This window comes from Vibrio crassostreae (assembly GCF_024347415.1).
Taxonomy (GTDB): domain Bacteria; phylum Pseudomonadota; class Gammaproteobacteria; order Enterobacterales; family Vibrionaceae; genus Vibrio; species Vibrio crassostreae.
The window spans coordinates 113,200-131,927 of sequence record NZ_AP025476.1; the positions used below are offsets into that span (position 1 = coordinate 113,200).

The window sequence follows — 18,728 nt, forward strand, 5'->3', positions numbered from 1 at the left end:
TTGGCCTACTTGAGCGTCGCTCGATGTAAATACACGGTGACTGGACTAGTAGATGCAATAAGCTTGCCGCTTCTATGTGCTTGAATTGCAATGGTGTGAGTACCTCGATCGATACCTTTTAATTCCCAGTTAGGTTGGGTTTGAGGAGCGCCATAACGACGGCCATCGAGCATTAATTGTAACTGCTCTCCAATACCAAGTTTTCGGTTGAGCTCTATCTGAACCGGGATTAACCCACGGTTGCTACGAATCGTTTGGTCATGAACTGGAGTCAACATGGTGAGTACTAATTGAGTGGGAACCTCGCGCTCAGTGGTTTCTGTTTCTGCCTGAGTTTTAGCTGGCATTGCCGTTTTAGTTGTAGATGAAGCAGCGGCGTCAACCGGAGTCGAGGCCTCAAATTTAGGAGCGGGTGCTGAAGCTTGCACATCTGGCAGGCGAAGGGCCTCGGCATCTTGAGCGCTAGGGTTATCACTAAAGTGGAGCACGCCTTCTTCATCTACCCAGGTATATACTGTTTGAGCTGAGCATGAGAGTGCGACTGTTAACCCGATCAGGAACAGTATATTTTTCATATCTTTAGCCTCTTTTTCACCGTTAGATGATTTCACGTTTGGCGTTGGTTTTATTGTATTTCGCGCGACAGCCTCTGAGGGCTTTTGTCTAAGGTATGTTACGAGGAGGGGAGCGTCGAGAGAATATAAAAAAGGCCCGCCTGCGAGGCGAGCCTAATATTTAGTTAGCGATTCTTACAAGGTTGCAGTAAGAAATGGCTTATCTCTACCAGAGATTAAACTGAGTAGTACAGTTCAAACTCAAGTGGGTGTGTAGCCATGTTCACGCGTTGTACGTCGTCAGATTTCAGAGCGATGTAAGAATCGATGAAGTCGTCAGAGAATACGCCGCCAGCTGTTAGGAACTCACGGTCTTCGCTAAGCGCTGCTAGAGCTTCTTGTAGAGATTCTGCAACTGTTGGGATTTCAGCTGCTTCTTCTGCAGGAAGGTCGTATAGATCTTTATCCATAGCTTCGCCTGGGTGAATCTTGTTCTTGATGCCGTCAAGGCCAGCCATAAGCATTGCTGAGTAGCATAGGTATGGGTTAGCTGCTGGGTCACCAAAACGTAGCTCGATACGACGTGCTTTAGGGCTTGGTACTACTGGGATACGGATAGAAGCAGAACGGTTACGTGCTGAGTAAGCAAGCATTACAGGTGCTTCGAAACCAGGTACAAGACGCTTGTACGAGTTAGTTGATGGGTTAGCAAACGCGTTGATTGCACGAGCGTGCTTGATTACACCACCGATGTAGTAAAGAGCCATTTCAGATAGGCCGCCGTACTTATCACCAGCAAACAGGTTAACGCCGTCTTTTGCTAGAGATTGGTGAACGTGCATACCAGAACCGTTATCACCAACTAGTGGCTTAGGCATGAATGTCGCTGTTTTACCAAATGCGTGAGCAACGTTGTGTACAACGTACTTGTAGATTTGAGTTTCATCAGCTTTCGCTGTTAGCGTGTTGAAGCGAGTAGCGATTTCGTTTTGACCCGCAGTTGCTACTTCGTGGTGGTGAGCTTCAACTACTAGGCCCATCTCTTCCATTACTAGACACATTGCTGAACGGATGTCTTGAGATGAATCTACAGGAGCTACTGGGAAGTAACCGCCTTTAACGCCAGGACGGTGACCTTTGTTACCGCCTTCGAAGTCAGTACCTGTGTTCCAAGCTGCTTCTACGTCATCGATCTTGAAGAAAGAACCAGACATGTCGTTTGAGAACTTAACGTCATCAAATAGGAAGAACTCTGGCTCTGGACCAACTAGAACTGTGTCTGCGATACCTGTAGAACGTAGGTATTCTTCAGAACGTTTAGCGATAGAGCGTGGGTCACGGTCGTAGCCTTGCATTGTTGCAGGCTCAAGAATGTCACAACGGATGTTTAGCGTTGCGTCTTCTGTGAATGGGTCCAGTACAGCAGATGCTGCGTCTGGCATCATTACCATGTCAGATTCGTTAATGCCTTTCCAACCAGCTACTGAAGAGCCGTCAAACATTTTGCCTTCTTCGAAGAAGTCTGCATCAACTTGGTGAGAAGGAATAGAGATATGCTGCTCTTTACCTTTTGTATCAGTAAAACGTAAGTCGATAAATTTAACTTCGTTCTCTTGGATCAGGGATAGTACATTTTCTACTGACATCTTGGATAACCTCCAGTGTTATTAATTCGGTATTAGCTCGATTCGGTTGAAACTAGCATTGATTAATGTCTCTAAGTGCATTAATCGATGCTGATTTATCTATAGCCAAAAACGTGCCAAAAAAATTATTCCATTAATTTCAATGATTTAACTGTTTTTAAGTTTTGCTCAATCTACTTTTTGCACCAAAATGATCTCTGATTGCACGTTATTGGTGCAATCGGTTGTCTGTGCACCAATATGAGACATAAGCGAGCACCATTCAGCAATGAATTGCCTAAGTTGTCAATCCACTTTTGTTATTTAGCGGGAGATTTGACTCGCCACTCGCAGGTGATGCTTTTTTAGAGTCCTACGAATTTGGCTGCTCAACACTGTACTGAATCAAAGTTAAGCGGATATGAATCGCTAATAAAGAAAAAAGCCCCGGTTCAGATCACATATTTCTGGGTTTTTGTCTAGAATCTGGTATATTATTGACCGTTTTTTAAATCAAGCTAGCGGTTATTATCCAAACTTTTGAGATAAGTGACGGCTACTTTTATGAGTGAATCGAGAATCCATGTCTACTCCACAGATTGATAAGTTAAGAAATATCGCGATCATCGCGCACGTTGACCACGGTAAAACGACTTTGGTTGATAAACTGCTACAACAGTCAGGCACTCTTGAGTCTCGTGGTGAAGCTGAAGAGCGTGTCATGGATTCGAATGACATCGAAAAAGAGCGTGGCATTACCATTCTTGCTAAGAACACAGCAATCAACTGGAATGATTACCGCATCAACATCGTAGATACTCCGGGACACGCGGACTTCGGTGGTGAAGTTGAGCGTATCATGTCTATGGTTGACTCTGTTCTGCTTATCGTTGACGCAGTTGACGGCCCAATGCCTCAAACTCGTTTCGTAACGCAAAAAGCATTCGCACACGGTCTTAAGCCAATCGTTGTAATCAACAAGATTGACCGCCCAGGCGCTCGTCCTGATTGGGTTATGGATCAAGTATTTGACCTTTTCGACAACCTAGGTGCTACTGATGAGCAACTAGACTTCACAGTTGTTTACGCTTCAGCTCTAAACGGCTGGGCAACAATGACTGAGGGCGAAACTGGCGAGAACATGGAACCATTGTTCCAAGCTGTTGTTGATACAGTAGACGCGCCTGCAGTTGACCTTGACGGTCCACTACAAATGCAAATTTCGCAACTTGATTACAGCTCTTACGTAGGTGTTATCGGTGTTGCTCGTGTTACTCGTGGTTCTGTTAAGCCAAACCAACAAGTAACTATCGTAAATGCAGAAGGCAAAAAACGTAACGGTAAAGTAGGTACAGTTCTTGGTTACCTAGGTCTTGACCGTCACGAAGTTGAGCAAGCTAACGCTGGCGACATCATTGCAATCACTGGTCTTGGTGAGCTGAAAATTTCAGACACTATCTGTGACGTAAACAATGTTGAAGCAATGACTCCGCTTTCTGTTGATGAACCAACAGTAACAATGACGTTCCAAGTAAACACTTCTCCGTTCGCGGGTAAAGAAGGTAAGTTCGTTACTTCACGTAACATCCTTGAGCGTCTAGAGAAAGAACTAGTACACAACGTTGCACTACGTGTTGAAGAAACTGATAACCCAGATCGTTTCCGTGTTTCAGGTCGTGGTGAACTTCACCTATCTATCCTGATCGAAAACATGCGTCGTGAAGGTTTCGAGCTAGCTGTATCTCGTCCAGAAGTTATCATCAAGAAAGACGAAGATGGCAACCTAACTGAACCGTTTGAAACTGTGACTATCGACGTGCTTGAAGAGCACCAAGGTGGCATCATGGAAAACATCGGTCTACGTAAAGGTGAGCTAACTGATATGTCTCCAGATGGCAAAGGCCGTGTTCGCATGGACTTCATGATGCCTTCTCGTGGTCTTATCGGTTTCCAAACTGAGTTCCTAACGCTAACGTCTGGTTCTGGTCTTCTTTACCACTCATTTGATCACTACGGTCCTCACAAAGGCGGCGTAATTGGTCAACGTAACAACGGTGTTCTAATCTCGAACGCGACTGGTAAAGCTCTGACTTACGCACTATTCAACCTACAAGAACGTGGTCGTCTATTTGCTGAGCACGCGGATGAAGTATACGAAGGTCAAATCATCGGTATTCATAACCGTTCAAACGACCTAACAGTAAACTGTCTGAAAGGTAAGCAGCTAACGAACGTTCGTGCATCAGGTACTGATGAAGCACAGGTTCTTTCGCCACCTATCCGTCACACTCTAGAGCAAGCTCTTGAGTTCATCGACGAAGACGAACTAGTAGAAGTAACGCCAGTAAGCATTCGTATCCGTAAGAAGCTTCTTACTGAAAACGAACGTAAGCGTGCAGCACGTCCAGCTAAGGCTTAATTGCCAGCTGACTAGCTTCTAGCTAACAAGCATTTTAGAATAAATAAGAAAGCCCTGAGTAGCCTAGCTGCTCGGGGCTTTTGTTTTATATGGCATTAGGATAGATCGGGTAAACGAGATGCGAGATTCGAAGAGCGTGTTCCATACCTATTCATCGAATCGTCATTCCAGAATCGAGGGACGAGATATCTGGAATCTTTTTACGGCATGGAAGAGATTCCCTATCACGCTCGTTCCTCGCTGTAGGGAATGACGGTGGTTTGCTTTATGGATGAGCCTATTTCCAAGAGCGCGTTTGATAGTTGGAAGTCAGAGATTCAAAGAATCACAGTCGTCATCCTCAAGAGGGAGGAACGACCGAGTTGGGGATCTAGCTTTTGATACCTAGGTGGCTTGTAACAAATAGAACCCGTTCTTCGACTGACATAAATGGAACCTCGACAACCTCATAACCAAGCTCTTGGTAGACTCTGACTAACGCGTAGTGAATCTCTAGTGCTTCTTCAAAGGGGTAAGGGCGCACTTCATCTTGAACATAGATCGAAGCCTCTGGGCGGCAGAACAAGACTTGTGAGTGATAGCCTTGGCTTGCTTCTCGGTAAGTCGCATCTATCTCTAGATTAGCCTGAGCCAAATAGCCACCGATATCTGGAATAGCGCGATCGAGAAATGCAGTTGGGTGCTGCCTCGCTTGCTCTTTCTGCTCGCTCATTACACCTAAACATAGCTCAGCAAAGCCCGGAAGGTCTAGCCAAGGCAAGATACCGTTTTCCAGCTGACTTTGCTGCTCGATTAACTGGCGAGAGGACTCAGCAAAGGTTGGGTGACCCGTATCTCCCAAGGCATTAATTAGTGTGGTCTTTCCGGCGCCAGGGCCGCCAGTAATAATGATTGGGTTCATACGGGCTTATCTAATGCGTTTCTAATGATGTTATTTCTGGTTCAGCTGAGCTAGGAACTTATCCGATTCTGCTATTGCAGCATTCATCTGTTTGATCGCGTAAGCGATGTCTTTTTCTAAGCTCATAAATTCGCCCTGCAGTGAACCCACAGCACTCGCATTGAGGTTGTGCTTGAGATAAAGCGTGTTGTCGCGAAGAGTGTTGAGTACCGGATCCATTTTCTTCTCAGCTCTTTTCATTGCTGATAGCATGGTTTGGTAAGACGATTTGGTTTCACGCAGCTTTTTCTCACTTGAACGACGCAGTGAATCACTGGTGTAGAGATCTAACTCACCCTGCCACTCTTCAAATAGCGCATCGGACACATCTTCAATCGCAGCAATGCGGTCACTGACATTTTGTGCGGCTTTCTCGCTGTCTTGGTATTTATCATTAATCTTGTTGTACATGTCTTCAAGGTCGCCACCACTGAAGTTAGTCAGGCTGCTGAGTGCTTCAAGTGCGCTGGTAAACTCTTCCTGAGCATCCTGCTGTGACTCTTTCGCGTCTTCTACTCTGTCGACCATAATGTCACGTTTGTGGTAACCCACTTGCTCCATTGCGGAGTAATAAGCTGATTGGCATCCAGTAAGAGTAAAAATAGAGAGGACTATAACTATTAAATAAGGCATCCTAGTTTCCTATAGTTAAGTAACGGAATATTAATTAGGACTATGAACGAGTTACCAGGGAGTTACAAGTTGAAGATAAAAAAGGTCGCCACACTCAGTATTCAGTTTTCTCGCTATCTTTTGGCGCGCATGACGCATGATAGAGTCAACGTGAATGCGGGGTACTTGGCGTACATTACCTTGCTCTCAATTGTGCCGATGTTGACGGTTTTGCTCTCTATCTTGTCGTCATTCTCAGTCTTTGCTGATGTTGGCGTGGTGATTCAAAATTTCGTCATTACCAACTTTGTTCCAGCATCAGGAGATGCGGTGCACGGTGCTTTGTTAGAGTTCGTTGCCAATACCGGCAAGATGACGGCGGTAGGTAGTGTGTTCTTATTCATTGCAGCGCTGATGCTGATCTCGAATATTGATAAGAACCTAAACTACATCTGGCGAGTAACGGAAAAGCGACGTGCGGTGCTGTCTTTTTCTATGTACTGGATGGTGCTCACGCTTGGACCTATCTTGGTCGGTGCGAGTATTGCTGCAACGTCTTACGTGACATCATTGAGCTTATTGCAAAATGAGGTGGTGTCTGGTGCCTTTAATACCGTGATTCGCAAACTTCCTTTGATTCTCTCTTTCTTTGCGTTCTTCGGTCTGTACCTGCTGGTTCCCAACAAAAAGATACACTTTTCTCATGCAGCAGCGGGCTCTCTGGTTGCGGCTCTGTTGTTCGAACTCAGTAAGAAAGGCTTTGCAGCCTACATTACGCAATTCCCTTCTTACCAGTTGATTTATGGCGCATTAGCGGCAATTCCTATTCTGTTTGTTTGGGTGTATTTGTGCTGGTTGATCGTGCTGGTGGGGGCTGAGGTGACGGCCGCATTGGGTGAGCAGGAACAGTGGAGTGACTCGAAAGAAATGGTACACTCGTCGGATAAAGACAAAATCACAGAGCAAGGAAACAACAGTGATAGCACTGATCCAGAGAGTAAGTGAAGCTGCCGTCCGTGTTGATGGCGAAGTAGTTGGTGAGATTGAGCAAGGCTTATTGGTTTTGTTAGGCGTAGAAAAAGGTGATGACGAAGCCAAAGCCAAGCGTTTGATGGAACGAGTAACTACTTATCGTGTCTTTGGAGATGAAGACGATAAAATGAACCTCAACGTGAAACAGGTAGAAGGTAAGGTATTAGTGGTGTCTCAATTCACTCTGCCAGCCGATACCAAGAAAGGGACACGAGCAGGGTTTTCTCGTGGTGCTCACCCAGAAGATGCAGAGCGTCTTTACAACTATTTCTCTGACCAATGTGAATCAGTGTTGCCAACGGAACGTGGCCGCTTCGCAGCCGACATGAAAGTGTCTTTGGTTAATGATGGCCCAGTAACATTCTGGCTGCAGGTTTAGGCTTAAAGGAATAAGCATGTTTAAACTCATAACACCGACCACCGAAAATCAGCTAAACAAGTATTACCATTTTCGTTGGCAGATGCTCCGTGAACCTTGGCGAATGCCGGTAGGTTCAGAGCGTGATGAATATGACCCAATGAGTCACCATCGTATGATTGTTGATGGCCGTGGTCGCCCGATGGCGATTGGTCGTCTGTATATCACCCCAGATCTAGAAGGTCAGATCCGCTACATGGCGGTGAAGAACTCTCGCCGAAGCAAAGGCATGGGCTCACTGATCTTGGTTGCGCTAGAGTCATTAGCGCGTCAAGAGGGCGCTAAGCGCTTGGTGTGTAATGCACGTGAAGATGCGATCTCATTCTATGAGAAGAATGAATTTGAACGTCGCGGTGAGATTAACGACCAACGTGGCCCAGTGCGTCACCAACAAATGGTTAAGCACCTTGACCCAATGGCGGATGTACTGCGCAAACCTGAATGGTGTAATGAGCTGCAGCAGCGCTGGGAGCATCAGATTCCGATCAGTGACAAGATGGGCATCAAGATTAACCAATACACAGGTTACCAATTTGAGTGTAGTGCTCAACTGAATCCTAATTTGAACCCGCATAACACCATGTTTGCAGGCTCCGCCTTTACGCTTGCGACTTTAACGGGTTGGGGTATGACGTGGTTACTGATGAAAGAGCGTGGCCTGACCGGTGATATCGTATTGGCAGACAGTAATATTCGTTATCGTCATCCGGTTGAGCAAAACCCTGTTGCCTCTACTTCGTTAGACGGTATCAGTGGGGATTTAGACCGCCTCGCGTCAGGCAGAAAGGCACGTATCATCATTCACGTGACCATTCACAGCGGCGATGTGGAAGCGGTAGAGTTTACCGGTACCTATATGCTGATCCCTGATTATAAGAAAATACTATCGACGGATAGCAAGGCGAGTGAATAACTTCACGCTCGCTTGATGATAGATAGAATTATTGATTGAAAGCGCTACTCCTGAGGAGTGGCGCTTTTTTGTTGGCAGTCGTTAATCTCCGAATACTCCGCTTGGGTGAGCTTGCCTGAGATTTGATGGCATGTGTCCGATAGGGTAATCGATAGGGTGTGTTGCTCGGCTTTAAGCAAGTCGAGCTCTCCAGAAACCTCACCATTGAGCGTTTGAATCCTTTGTTCGCCTTGCTCTGCTGCCGATGCACCAATAATGTGCATCGGTTCGAGAGTGAAGCGTCCACGGTCAAAATTGGCATTGAGCTCTGGGATCTCGAATACGTTATCGGTTGAAGTTTCAGAAAGCCTGTCGTTAAAGGTCATCACGCCTTGGCGAACGCTACCAGTGAGTTGACCTGTGGTCGAATAGCCCAGCATCAGTGAGTCGCCATATAAACCTGAAGCTTGAAGTTCGAATTCGCCATAACCGGTTGCATCGAGTGGTAATTCGAGTCGCTGCAGCATAGGCGCAATAGGTAACCCATCGGCAGAAATATCTAAGCTCCATGGCTTGCTGATTTGGTTAAAGTCGAGTGTCGCATTGGCTTCAATGTAGCCATTTCTGAGAGGTGCAAACAGACGTGTCAGCGTCCATTTCCCTTGTTCGCTATTCATTTCCATCACTGGCTGAGCGCTTACAATGTTTTGGTAGCTGGCATCATTGGCGCTCGCCATTAGCTTTCCTTGCCACAAACCTAGTTTTCTATCTTGCAGCAATTGAACTTGATGCCCCTCAACATGTAACCCTGAGACCTGCCAGTAAGGTTTTTCTCCGAGTTGGATGAGTTGACTGCGTTCTATGTTAAGTCGGCTAACCTCGATGCTCTGGAGTTGTGTGAGCCAAGGGATTAGGCGAGTAGCAGGGAGGTTTTTATCTTGGCTTTCAGTAATCCATTTTATGCCTTGCAGGTCGAGCTGCGCTAAATCAATGCTGCTAGGAGTAACCTCGCCATTAAGCTGTACAGTGCCCTGCAGGAATTGAGTATAGAAATCTTCAATCAGAATCTGGTTTGTTTCTAGGTTGAGCTTGAGGTTTGGCTCGATGAACATGTCATCATCAATGGTCACTCCTTCTGCTTGCAGAGAGAAAATGGCTTTCTGTTGCTTCCACAGTTCAAAGGGTAGTTGGATATTTTCTAACGAGGCATCAAAGGCTGCGAGGTGGCCACCTTTCCACTCTACATCGCTACGCAGAATATCTAGGCTGTTGATGTGGTTAATCTGAATACCTGCCACATCCCACTCTTTGCTTAGTAGGCTTTGGGTTTGCTGCTGATTGAGTCGTAAGCCATCGATGGTCACATTCACTAACGACCAATCTTGCTGATATTGCTCTGCTTGTCCGGAAATCTTAGCGCCACGCCAGTCAAACGAAGTACCATAAAGGGTGCTGTCACTCGGCTTGAGGTCCAGGTCAATCAACAGGTTATCGAATGCTTCACCTTGCCAATATAACTGCGAGGCTGAAAGTTGGGTTTTGCCATAAGGTAGCAGTGAGTTTTGGTTATCCCACACGGGGCCGGCGATCTGAAGGTCGATGCCTCGTGCATTAAAGTCTGGAGTCGAGAAATCTAGATTATTGATCGCTAGCTGACGGAGCTTGAGGTTTGGTTGGGTAAACACTGATGTGAATGTGTCTAGATCGTTGGCTTCTAACTGCAGTCCGCTGATCAATACAGAGTCCAAAACCAGCTTAGTTTCAAGAATAGAGTCTGGGCTGAACCAGATGTCGACCTTGTCGATATACAGGGGTGGTTGTTTTTCCGATTGGCTTTGGGTGATGCCCATCAAGGTGATGTGATAAGGCGCCTGATACTCAACATCTTCAATGAGCACAGGTTGTTCAATCGTATGCTTGATAAAAAAGTTAGCAACATCGGCGCGGTATTGGGTTTGTAGGCTTAACAGCAATGCTGCGATAAACGCAACGGCGATAGCCAACACAATGCCGAACACCATCAATACCTTTTTCATTCCCTGAAAGCCTTAAATCTCAATAGTCTTAAAACAGAGTGGAACAAAAAGGGTCAAGCATCAACAAAAAAGCCCCTCAAAAGAGGGGCTTGCTACAAAAATATCATTTTAAATTGGGCGTTCGCTTTTGGCTAAGCCCGAGCAGATGGTTGGATTAGTCCAGTTGAGGACCAGCGGCAACCAGTGACTTACCTTCAGCGTTGTCTGTGTACTTGTCAAAGTTGTTGATGAAGCGTTCGGCTAGATCTTTTGCTTTGCTTTCCCATTGTAGTGGGTCAGTGTACGTGTCGCGTGGGTCAAGAATCGCTGGGTCAACATCGTGTAGCGCTAGTGGCACTTCTAGGTTGAACATAGGGATAACCTTAGTATCAGCCTTGTCGATAGAGCCATCTAGGATTGCGTCGATGATGCCACGAGTATCTTGAATAGAGATACGCTTGCCTGTGCCGTTCCAACCTGTGTTCACTAGGTAAGCTTCAGCGCCAGCTGCTTCCATACGCTTCACGAGCACTTCAGCGTACTGAGTTGGGTGAAGAGTAAGGAACGCCGCACCAAATGCCGCAGAGAATGTTGGTGTTGGCTCAGTAATACCACGCTCAGTACCTGCTAGTTTCGCAGTGAAGCCAGATAGGAAGTGGTACTTCGTTTGCTCTGGAGTCAGTTTAGAAACTGGTGGTAGTACACCGAATGCATCAGCAGTCAGGAAGATAACTTTTTGAGCATGGCCTGCTTTTGATACTGGTTTAACGATGTTATCGATGTGGTGAATCGGGTAAGAAACACGAGTGTTCTCAGTTTTTGAACCGTCATCAAAGTCGATAGAACCATCACCACGAACTGTTACGTTTTCTAGTAGTGCATCGCGACGGATTGCATTGTAGATTTCTGGTTCTGCTTCTTTAGATAGGCGAATGGTTTTCGCGTAACAGCCACCTTCAAAGTTGAAGATACCGTCGTTGTCCCAACCGTGCTCATCATCACCGATTAGCTCACGCTTAGGATCGGTAGATAGGGTTGTTTTACCTGTACCAGATAGACCGAAGAAGATGGCTACATCGCCTTTTTCGCCTACGTTTGCACTACAGTGCATTGAAGCAATGCCTTGCAGAGGAAGCAGGTAGTTCATCATTGCGAACATGCCTTTCTTCATCTCACCGCCGTACCAAGTACCACCGATGATTTGAACGCGCTCTGTTAGGTTGAAAGCAACGAAGTTTTCAGAGTTCAGACCCTGTTTTTCCCAATTAGGGTTGGTTGTTTTAGCACCGTTCATTACCACGAAGTCTGGTTCGAACGTTGCTAGCTCTTCGTCTGTTGGACGAATGAACATGTTCTTAACGAAGTGCGCTTGCCACGCTACTTCAGTGATAATACGTACACTTAAGCGCGTATCAGGGTTAGCACCACAATAACCGTCGATGACAAACAGGCGCTTGCCAGATAGCTGAGTTGTCACAAGCTCTTTCAGCTCATTCCATACTTCAGTTGTAATCGGTTTGTTGTCATTTTTGCCTTGATCTGACCACCACATGGTATCGCGCGTGGTGTCATCTTTAACAATGTACTTATCTTTTGGTGAGCGGCCAGTAAAGATACCAGTGTCTACCGCAACAGAGCCTAGTTCCGTTACTACGCCTTTTTCGTAGCCTTCCAAACCTGGCAGTGTTTCTTCAACGAATAACTGCTCGTAGCTAGGATTACGAAGAACTTCAGTAACGCCAGTCAGTCCGTGCTTAGTTAGATCAATTTGTGCAGCCTTTGTATGTTCCATAACGGTCATAGGTGCTCCTTGTAGGATATTTTGTAGGGATTTTGTATTAATTTTTTATTGTTATCTGCTCACCATGCTAGCAACGAGACTCGGGGGAAACAGGGATACAGCTCAAAAAATATCCATATTAACCATGGGGTTTTAAGTGTCTCGTCACATATTGGCCTAACTAGTCTATCCTGTACGCAAACCTTTGCGCTAGGGGCGAGAACATTATTAATTGATTAAAATTAAGCGGTGATTTTATTACGAGATGTTACGGAGTTTGCGCTATTTTGATCACAAAAAAGGCCAGCTTAGTGCTGACCTTTTTGGGGTAAATTACGTGTTTTAGGTACGCCGTAAATTAATGAACCGTATTGCTGCCTTTATCTGCTGCTTCTGCGTACAGTGCGTCAACATCGTTCTTGTCGAACGAGTAGTTTGTGCCACAATAATCACAGTGCAGACCAACGCTTCCTTCGGTACTTAGGATGTCGTAGATCTCTTCTTGAGCAACAGTAATGATTGCTGCTGCACTTCGATCACGTGAACAGCCACAGAAGAATTCAACCGGTTGTGGGGTAAATACCTGAACCTTCTCTTGGTTGTATAGACGGTATAACAGGTCGTTCGCTTCTAGAGAGAACAACTCTTCATTTTTTACGGTGTCAGTTAACTGCTCTAGGTGTTCGAAGTCGTCTGGTGTGCCAGTGCCGTCAGGCATAACTTGCAGCAACATACCTGCAGCGTGCGCTTTGCCTTCATGCTCGCCAGTACGTAGCCATAGACGAGTCTTAAGCTGCTCAGAGTTTGCGAAGTAACCTTCAAGTACTTCAGCTAGTGTGTCGCCTTCAAGACCAACTATACCTTGGTAGCGCTCACCTTTCTTAGGATCGATAGTGATCACTAGGTGACCTTTACCCATTAGGTCGTGTAGACCTGCGTCATCTGCGATATCGCCTTCAAAACGAGCAACACCACGGATCTTCTGATCGTGGTCGCCATTGATAACTGCTAGAGATACTGGGCCGTCACCTTGCAATTGCATCGTGATAGAACCTTCAAACTTTAAGGTCGCAGTTAATAGCGTTGTTGATACCAATAGCTCGCCCAGTAGTTTTTGCACTGGTGCTGGGTATTCCTTGCTAGAAATAATCTGTTGGTACGCTTCATCCATTTGTACCAATTCACCACGTACTGATAGGTCTTCAAATAGGTAGCGATTTAAAACATTACTTGTAGACATTGGGTCTGCCATTTGGCTATTCCTTCTAGCTTATTGAGTCTTGAACTTAATGATGTCACGACGTTGCTTCTTATCAGGGCGACGCTCTGGAGCTGGGTTATGAGCATTCAGTTTACGCTGTGTCGCAAACTCTTCTCTTTTTGCCAAGCTCTCGGTGGTTTCTTCATAGAGGGTTTGAGCGATTGGAGCTCCACCACGATGAGCAGAGATTTTCTCGATAGTCACCGTCTTTTCTTCATTACCTTGGCGCAGTGTAATCACAGCCCCAAGTTCGACAATTTTACTTGGCTTGCTGCGCTGACCATTATAGTGGACTTTGCCACCATCGACCATGTTACGAGCAATGGACCGAGTTTTGTAAAAGCGTGCTGCCCACAACCATTTATCGAGTCTGACAGCTTCATTAGCAGTTTTCATATAGGGCAGTGCCTTATTTAGTAAGAAATGAATGCGGTTTAACTGTTATTCACAGCATGCAACTTATGTTGTTTGATGACGCTTATCACACTTAGTAGAAGCTTATGTGGAGGCGATTGGCTTTTTTTTCAAGGAAGATTACAAAATAGCTCAGGTAATGCCGATTTATAGATTTGCTATGATATAGTTCAGGATCTTATGCTTTTAATAAGCAGGAACAGAATGTATGAACAAAAAAGCTGATAGTTTAGTAGGTTACAGCTTTATTCGTTATAGAAAGGGTTAGGAAACGTGAACTTTTTAGAGCTCAAACTTCGCATGGATAACTCTCCGGTGCTGAGCCGATTTTTAGAGAATGGATTTTTACTCCAGCAGAAACTGAGCCTTGTTCTTTGTTGTGTGTTAATCGCAGCTTCCGCATGGATTTTAGGACAGCTTGCATGGTTTATCGAACCTGCCGAGCAAACCGTCGTGCCTTGGAAAGCAACCGCTTCATCGTCTTCTGCTCCTCAATCGACTCTTGATATCTCCTCTTTGCAACAGAGCAACCTTTTTGGTGCCTATAACCCAACCACGGCTCCTGTGGTTGAGCAACAAGTTATCCAAGACGCACCAAAGACACGATTGAATCTGGTTTTGGTGGGTGCGGTTGCTAGCTCTAACCCCAAATTAAGCTTAGCCGTGATTGCGAATCGCGGTACACAAGCAACCTACGGCATTAATGAAGAGATCGAAGGCACACGAGCTAAGTTAAAAGCGGTATTAGTCGATCGCGTGATTATTGATAACTCAGGTCGAGACGAAACCTTGATGCTTGAAGGCATTGAATACAAGCGTCTGGCTGTTTCAGAGCCTGCGTCACCTCGAGCCTCTTCTTCGGTTCGTGGTAATAACCCGGCTTCTGCAGAAGAGAAGCTTGATGAAATTAAAGCGAAGATAATGAAAGATCCGCAACAAATCTTCCAATATGTTCGACTGTCTCAGGTGAAGCGCGACGATAGTGTTATTGGTTATCGTGTGAGCCCTGGCAAAGATTCAGAACTTTTTAACTCAGTGGGGCTCCAAAACGGAGATATTGCTACTCAGTTAAATGGACAAGACCTGACAGACCCAGCCGCTATGGGCAACATATTCCGTTCTATCTCAGAGCTGACAGAGTTAAATCTCGTCGTCGAGAGAGATGGTCAACAACATGAAGTGTTTATTGAATTTTAAAACTTTGCGTCTAACGAAGGACGAAAGTGTAGGAGAAGTACGTGAAGCATTGGTTTAAGAAAAGTGCATGGTTATTGGCAGGAAGCTTGATCTGCACACCCGCAGCCATCGCGAGTGATTTTAGTGCCAGCTTTAAAGGTACTGATATCCAAGAGTTTATTAATATTGTTGGTCGTAATCTAGAGAAGACGATCATCGTTGATCCATCGGTGCGCGGAAAAATCGATGTACGCAGCTACGACGTATTGAATGAAGAGCAATATTACAGTTTCTTCTTAAACGTATTAGAGGTGTATGGCTACGCGGTCGTTGAAATGGACTCGGGTGTTCTTAAGATCATCAAAGCCAAAGACTCTAAAACCTCGGCAATTCCCGTTGTCGGTGACCGTGATTCGATCACTGGCGACAGTGTAGTCACGCGTGTTGTGACGGTACGTAATGTCTCGGTTCGTGAGCTTTCTCCTTTGCTTCGTCAATTGAACGACAATGCAGGTGCGGGTAACGTTGTGCACTACGACCCTGCCAACATCATTCTTATTACCGGCCGAGCGGCGGTGGTAAACCGTTTAGCGGAAATCATCAAGCGTGTTGACCAAGCAGGTGATAAAGAGATTGAAGTCGTTGAGCTAAAAAATGCCTCAGCAGCAGAGATGGTACGCATTGTTGATGCGTTGAATAAAACCACAGATGCGAAGAATACGCCTGCATTCCTACAGCCTAAACTGGTTGCCGATGAGCGTACCAATGCGATTCTGATTTCTGGTGACCCTAAAGTTCGTAGTCGTCTAAGAAAGCTTATCGAGCAGCTTGATGTCGAAATGGCAACTAAGGGTAACAACCAAGTTATCTATCTTAAATACGCAAAAGCCGAAGATTTGGTCGATGTGCTGAAAGGCGTGTCGGACAACCTACAATCAGAGAAGCAGTCATCAACCAAAGGCAGCTCATCGCAGCGTAACCAAGTGATGATCTCTGCACACAGTGATACTAACTCTCTAGTTATTACCGCGCAGCCTGACATCATGAACGCTCTGCAAGACGTGATCGCTCAGCTGGATATTCGTCGTGCTCAAGTATTGATTGAAGCCTTGATCGTTGAAATGGCAGAAGGCGATGGCGTTAATCTTGGTGTGCAATGGGGTAACCTAGAAACGGGTGCAATGATCCAGTACAGCAACACTGGTGCGTCGATTGGTGGCGTAATGGTCGGTCTAGAAGAAGCAAAAGATACAGAAACGACAACCGCTGTGTACGATGAAAATGGTAAGTTCGTACGAAACGAAACCACCACTGAACAAGGGGACTATTCAACATTAGCCTCTGCACTTTCAGGTGTTAACGGTGCAGCCATGAGCGTGGTGATGGGTGATTGGACAGCCTTGATCAGTGCGGTAGCCACCGATTCCAACTCAAACATCCTATCTTCTCCAAGTATTACCGTGATGGACAATGGCGAAGCGTCGTTCATTGTAGGTGAAGAGGTTCCGGTTCTAACAGGCTCGACGGCGGGTTCAAGTAACGATAACCCATTCCAAACGGTTGAACGTAAAGAAGTCGGTATAAAGCTGAAGGTTGTGCCACAGATCAACGAAGGTGATTCAGTTCAGTTGAATATTGAACAAGAAGTGTCGAACGTATTGGGCGCGAACGGCGCGGTAGATGTACGTTTTGCTAAGCGTCAACTGAACACCTCTGTGATTGTTCAAGATGGCCAAATGCTGGTGCTGGGTGGTTTGATTGATGAACGTGCGCTAGAGAGCGAATCTAAGGTGCCATTCTTGGGTGATATTCCTGTTCTTGGGCACCTGTTCAAGTCAACCAGTACTCAGGTTGAGAAAAAGAATCTAATGGTATTCATTAAGCCAACCATCATCCGTGATGGCATGACAGCCGATGGTATCACTCAGCGTAAATACAACTTCATCCGAGCAGAGCAGCTGTATAAGGCAGAGCAAGGTTTGAAATTACTCGATGACGATAACATCCCAGTATTGCCTAAATTTGGTGCAGACATGAATCACCCGGCTGAAATCCAAGCCTTCATTGATCAAATGGAAACAGAATAATGGCTGAATTGGTAGGGGCGGCACGTACTTATCAGCGCTTGCCGTTTAGCTTTGCGAATCGCTACAAGATGGTGTTGGAATATCAGCATCCAGAGCGTCCGCCGGCACTTTATTATGTAGAGCCTCTAAAATCGGCGGCGATCATTGAAGTAAGCCGTGTGGTGAAAAATGGCTTTACGCCACAAGCGATCAGCGCAGACGAATTTGATAAAAAATTGACCGATGCGTATCAGCGTGACTCGTCGGAAGCTCGTCAGCTAATGGAAGACATTGGTGCTGACAACGACGACTTCTTCTCGCTAGCAGAAGAGTTGCCACAAGATGAAGACTTACTTGAATCGGAAGACGATGCACCAATCATCAAGCTAATTAACGCGATGTTGGGTGAGGCGATCAAAGAGGGTGCTTCAGATATTCATATCGAAACCTTTGAGAAATCACTGTCTATCCGTTTCCGTATTGATGGTGTGTTGCGTGATGTTCTTGCGCCGAGCCGTAAACTGGCTCCGCTGTTGGTGTCACGTGTCAAGGTTATGGCTAAGCTAGATATTGCGGAAAAACGCGTGCCACAAGATGGTCGTATTTCTCTGCGTATCGGTGGTCGAGCGGTCGATGTTCGTGTTTCAACCATGCCGTCTTCGCACGGTGAGCGTGTGGTAATGCGTCTGTTGGACAAGAACGCGACTCGTCTAGACCTGCACAGTTTAGGCATGACGGCAGAGAACCACGAAAACTTCCGAAAACTTATTCAGCGCCCACACGGTATCATCTTGGTTACTGGTCCTACGGGTTCTGGTAAATCAACGACCTTGTACGCTGGCCTGCAAGAGCTCAACAGTAATGAGCGAAATATTCTAACCGTTGAAGACCCAATCGAATTCGATATCGATGGCATTGGCCAAACACAAGTGAACCCTAAGGTTGATATGACCTTTGCGCGTGGTTTACGTGCCATTCTTCGTCAAGACCCGGATGTGGTAATGATTGGTGAGATACGTGACTTAGAGACCGCTGAGATCGCTGTTCAAGCCTCTTTGACCGGTCACTTGGTAATGTCGACCCTTCACACCAATACGGCAATCGGTGCGATTACACGTCTACGTGATATGGGCATCGAACCCTTCTTGATTTCTTCTTCACTGCTGGGTGTTTTGGCTCAGCGCTTGGTTCGCACCCTGTGTAACGACTGTAAAGAACCTTACGAAGCGGATAAAGAGCAGAAGAAGCTGTTTGGGTTGAAGAAGAAAGACAGCCTTACGCTTTACCATGCCAAAGGGTGTGAAAACTGCAGTCACAAAGGCTATCGAGGCCGTACCGGTATTCATGAACTCCTGATGATTGACGACTCGGTGCAAGAGCTTATTCACAGTGAAGCTGGCGAACAGGCGATTGAGAAAGCAATTCGTGGCACAACCCCAAGTATTCGAGATGATGGCTTGAGCAAAGTTCTGAAAGGGGTAACGTCCTTAGAAGAAGTGATGCGTGTGACCAAGGAAGTCTAGT

General features: G+C 46.0%; 15 protein-coding genes. 7 read left to right on the forward strand and 8 right to left on the reverse strand.

What is annotated here, in order from left to right:
• Positions 1–5: 5 nt before the first annotated feature.
• Positions 6–575: a DUF4124 domain-containing protein gene (locus tag OC193_RS00530; protein ID WP_048663050.1), complete on the reverse strand. Its 570-nt coding sequence runs from the start codon at positions 573–575 to the stop codon at positions 6–8.
• A 215-nt stretch (positions 576–790) separates the two neighbouring features.
• The gene (gene glnA, locus OC193_RS00535) at positions 791–2,200 is read right to left on the reverse strand and encodes a glutamate--ammonia ligase (RefSeq protein WP_017631962.1); all 1,410 of its coding nucleotides are present in this window, start codon (positions 2,198–2,200) and stop codon (positions 791–793) included.
• Positions 2,201–2,762: 562 nt separating this feature from the next.
• On the opposite strand from glnA, the gene typA reads away from it, so the two are divergent.
• Complete coding sequence (gene typA / locus OC193_RS00540) at positions 2,763–4,598, forward strand: translational GTPase TypA (protein ID WP_017059220.1); 1,836 nt, start codon at positions 2,763–2,765, stop codon at positions 4,596–4,598.
• Between the two features lie 370 nt (positions 4,599–4,968).
• Here typA and OC193_RS00545 read toward each other — a convergent pair whose 3' ends face one another.
• Positions 4,969–5,499: an AAA family ATPase gene (locus OC193_RS00545; RefSeq protein WP_048663051.1), complete on the reverse strand. Its 531-nt coding sequence runs from the start codon at positions 5,497–5,499 to the stop codon at positions 4,969–4,971.
• Between the two features lie 30 nt (positions 5,500–5,529).
• On the reverse strand, positions 5,530–6,171 hold the full coding sequence (locus OC193_RS00550) for a DUF2959 domain-containing protein (RefSeq protein WP_048663052.1): 642 nt from the start codon (positions 6,169–6,171) through the stop codon (positions 5,530–5,532).
• Between the two features lie 42 nt (positions 6,172–6,213).
• Here OC193_RS00550 and OC193_RS00555 point away from each other — a divergent pair, with 42 nt between their 5' ends.
• Genes OC193_RS00555 through OC193_RS00565 form a run of 3 tightly spaced genes read left to right on the forward strand, consistent with a single transcriptional unit; the run spans position 6,214 to position 8,513 of the window.
• Positions 6,214–7,155, forward strand: coding sequence for a virulence factor BrkB family protein (locus OC193_RS00555; RefSeq protein ID WP_080967389.1), 942 nt, complete (start codon positions 6,214–6,216; stop codon positions 7,153–7,155).
• Positions 7,127–7,561 (forward strand): D-aminoacyl-tRNA deacylase, encoded by a 435-nt coding sequence (gene dtd / locus OC193_RS00560; protein ID WP_004735590.1) that lies wholly within the window; start codon positions 7,127–7,129, stop codon positions 7,559–7,561. Before OC193_RS00555 ends, dtd begins: the two co-directional genes overlap by 29 nt.
• A 16-nt stretch (positions 7,562–7,577) precedes the next feature.
• The gene (locus tag OC193_RS00565) at positions 7,578–8,513 is read left to right on the forward strand and encodes a bifunctional GNAT family N-acetyltransferase/hotdog fold thioesterase (protein ID WP_048661291.1); all 936 of its coding nucleotides are present in this window, start codon (positions 7,578–7,580) and stop codon (positions 8,511–8,513) included.
• 44 nt (positions 8,514–8,557) lie between these two features.
• Here OC193_RS00565 and OC193_RS00570 read toward each other — a convergent pair whose 3' ends face one another.
• The 4 genes from OC193_RS00570 to hslR form a co-directional block, all read right to left on the reverse strand.
• A complete protein-coding gene (locus tag OC193_RS00570) occupies positions 8,558–10,528 on the reverse strand; it encodes an AsmA family protein (protein ID WP_048663053.1) in 1,971 nt (656 codons plus the stop codon).
• Between the two features lie 154 nt (positions 10,529–10,682).
• Positions 10,683–12,308 (reverse strand): phosphoenolpyruvate carboxykinase (ATP), encoded by a 1,626-nt coding sequence (gene pckA, locus OC193_RS00575; RefSeq protein WP_048663054.1) that lies wholly within the window; start codon positions 12,306–12,308, stop codon positions 10,683–10,685.
• A 337-nt stretch (positions 12,309–12,645) separates the two neighbouring features.
• Positions 12,646–13,539 (reverse strand): Hsp33 family molecular chaperone HslO, encoded by an 894-nt coding sequence (hslO, locus tag OC193_RS00580; protein WP_048661294.1) that lies wholly within the window; start codon positions 13,537–13,539, stop codon positions 12,646–12,648.
• 18 nt (positions 13,540–13,557) lie between these two features.
• Positions 13,558–13,944 (reverse strand): ribosome-associated heat shock protein Hsp15, encoded by a 387-nt coding sequence (gene hslR / locus OC193_RS00585; RefSeq protein WP_048663055.1) that lies wholly within the window; start codon positions 13,942–13,944, stop codon positions 13,558–13,560.
• A 318-nt stretch (positions 13,945–14,262) separates the two neighbouring features.
• Between hslR and gspC the strand changes: the two genes are divergently transcribed.
• From gspC to gspE, 3 genes are read left to right on the forward strand one after another with little or no spacing between them, the layout of a single operon-like run.
• Positions 14,263–15,159, forward strand: coding sequence for a type II secretion system protein GspC (gspC, locus tag OC193_RS00590; protein ID WP_048663056.1), 897 nt, complete (start codon positions 14,263–14,265; stop codon positions 15,157–15,159).
• 41 nt (positions 15,160–15,200) lie between these two features.
• Positions 15,201–17,225, forward strand: coding sequence for a type II secretion system secretin GspD (gene gspD / locus OC193_RS00595; protein ID WP_048663057.1), 2,025 nt, complete (start codon positions 15,201–15,203; stop codon positions 17,223–17,225).
• Complete coding sequence (gspE, locus tag OC193_RS00600) at positions 17,225–18,727, forward strand: type II secretion system ATPase GspE (RefSeq protein ID WP_048661298.1); 1,503 nt, start codon at positions 17,225–17,227, stop codon at positions 18,725–18,727. Before gspD ends, gspE begins: the two co-directional genes overlap by 1 nt.
• Position 18,728: the final 1 nt, after the last annotated feature.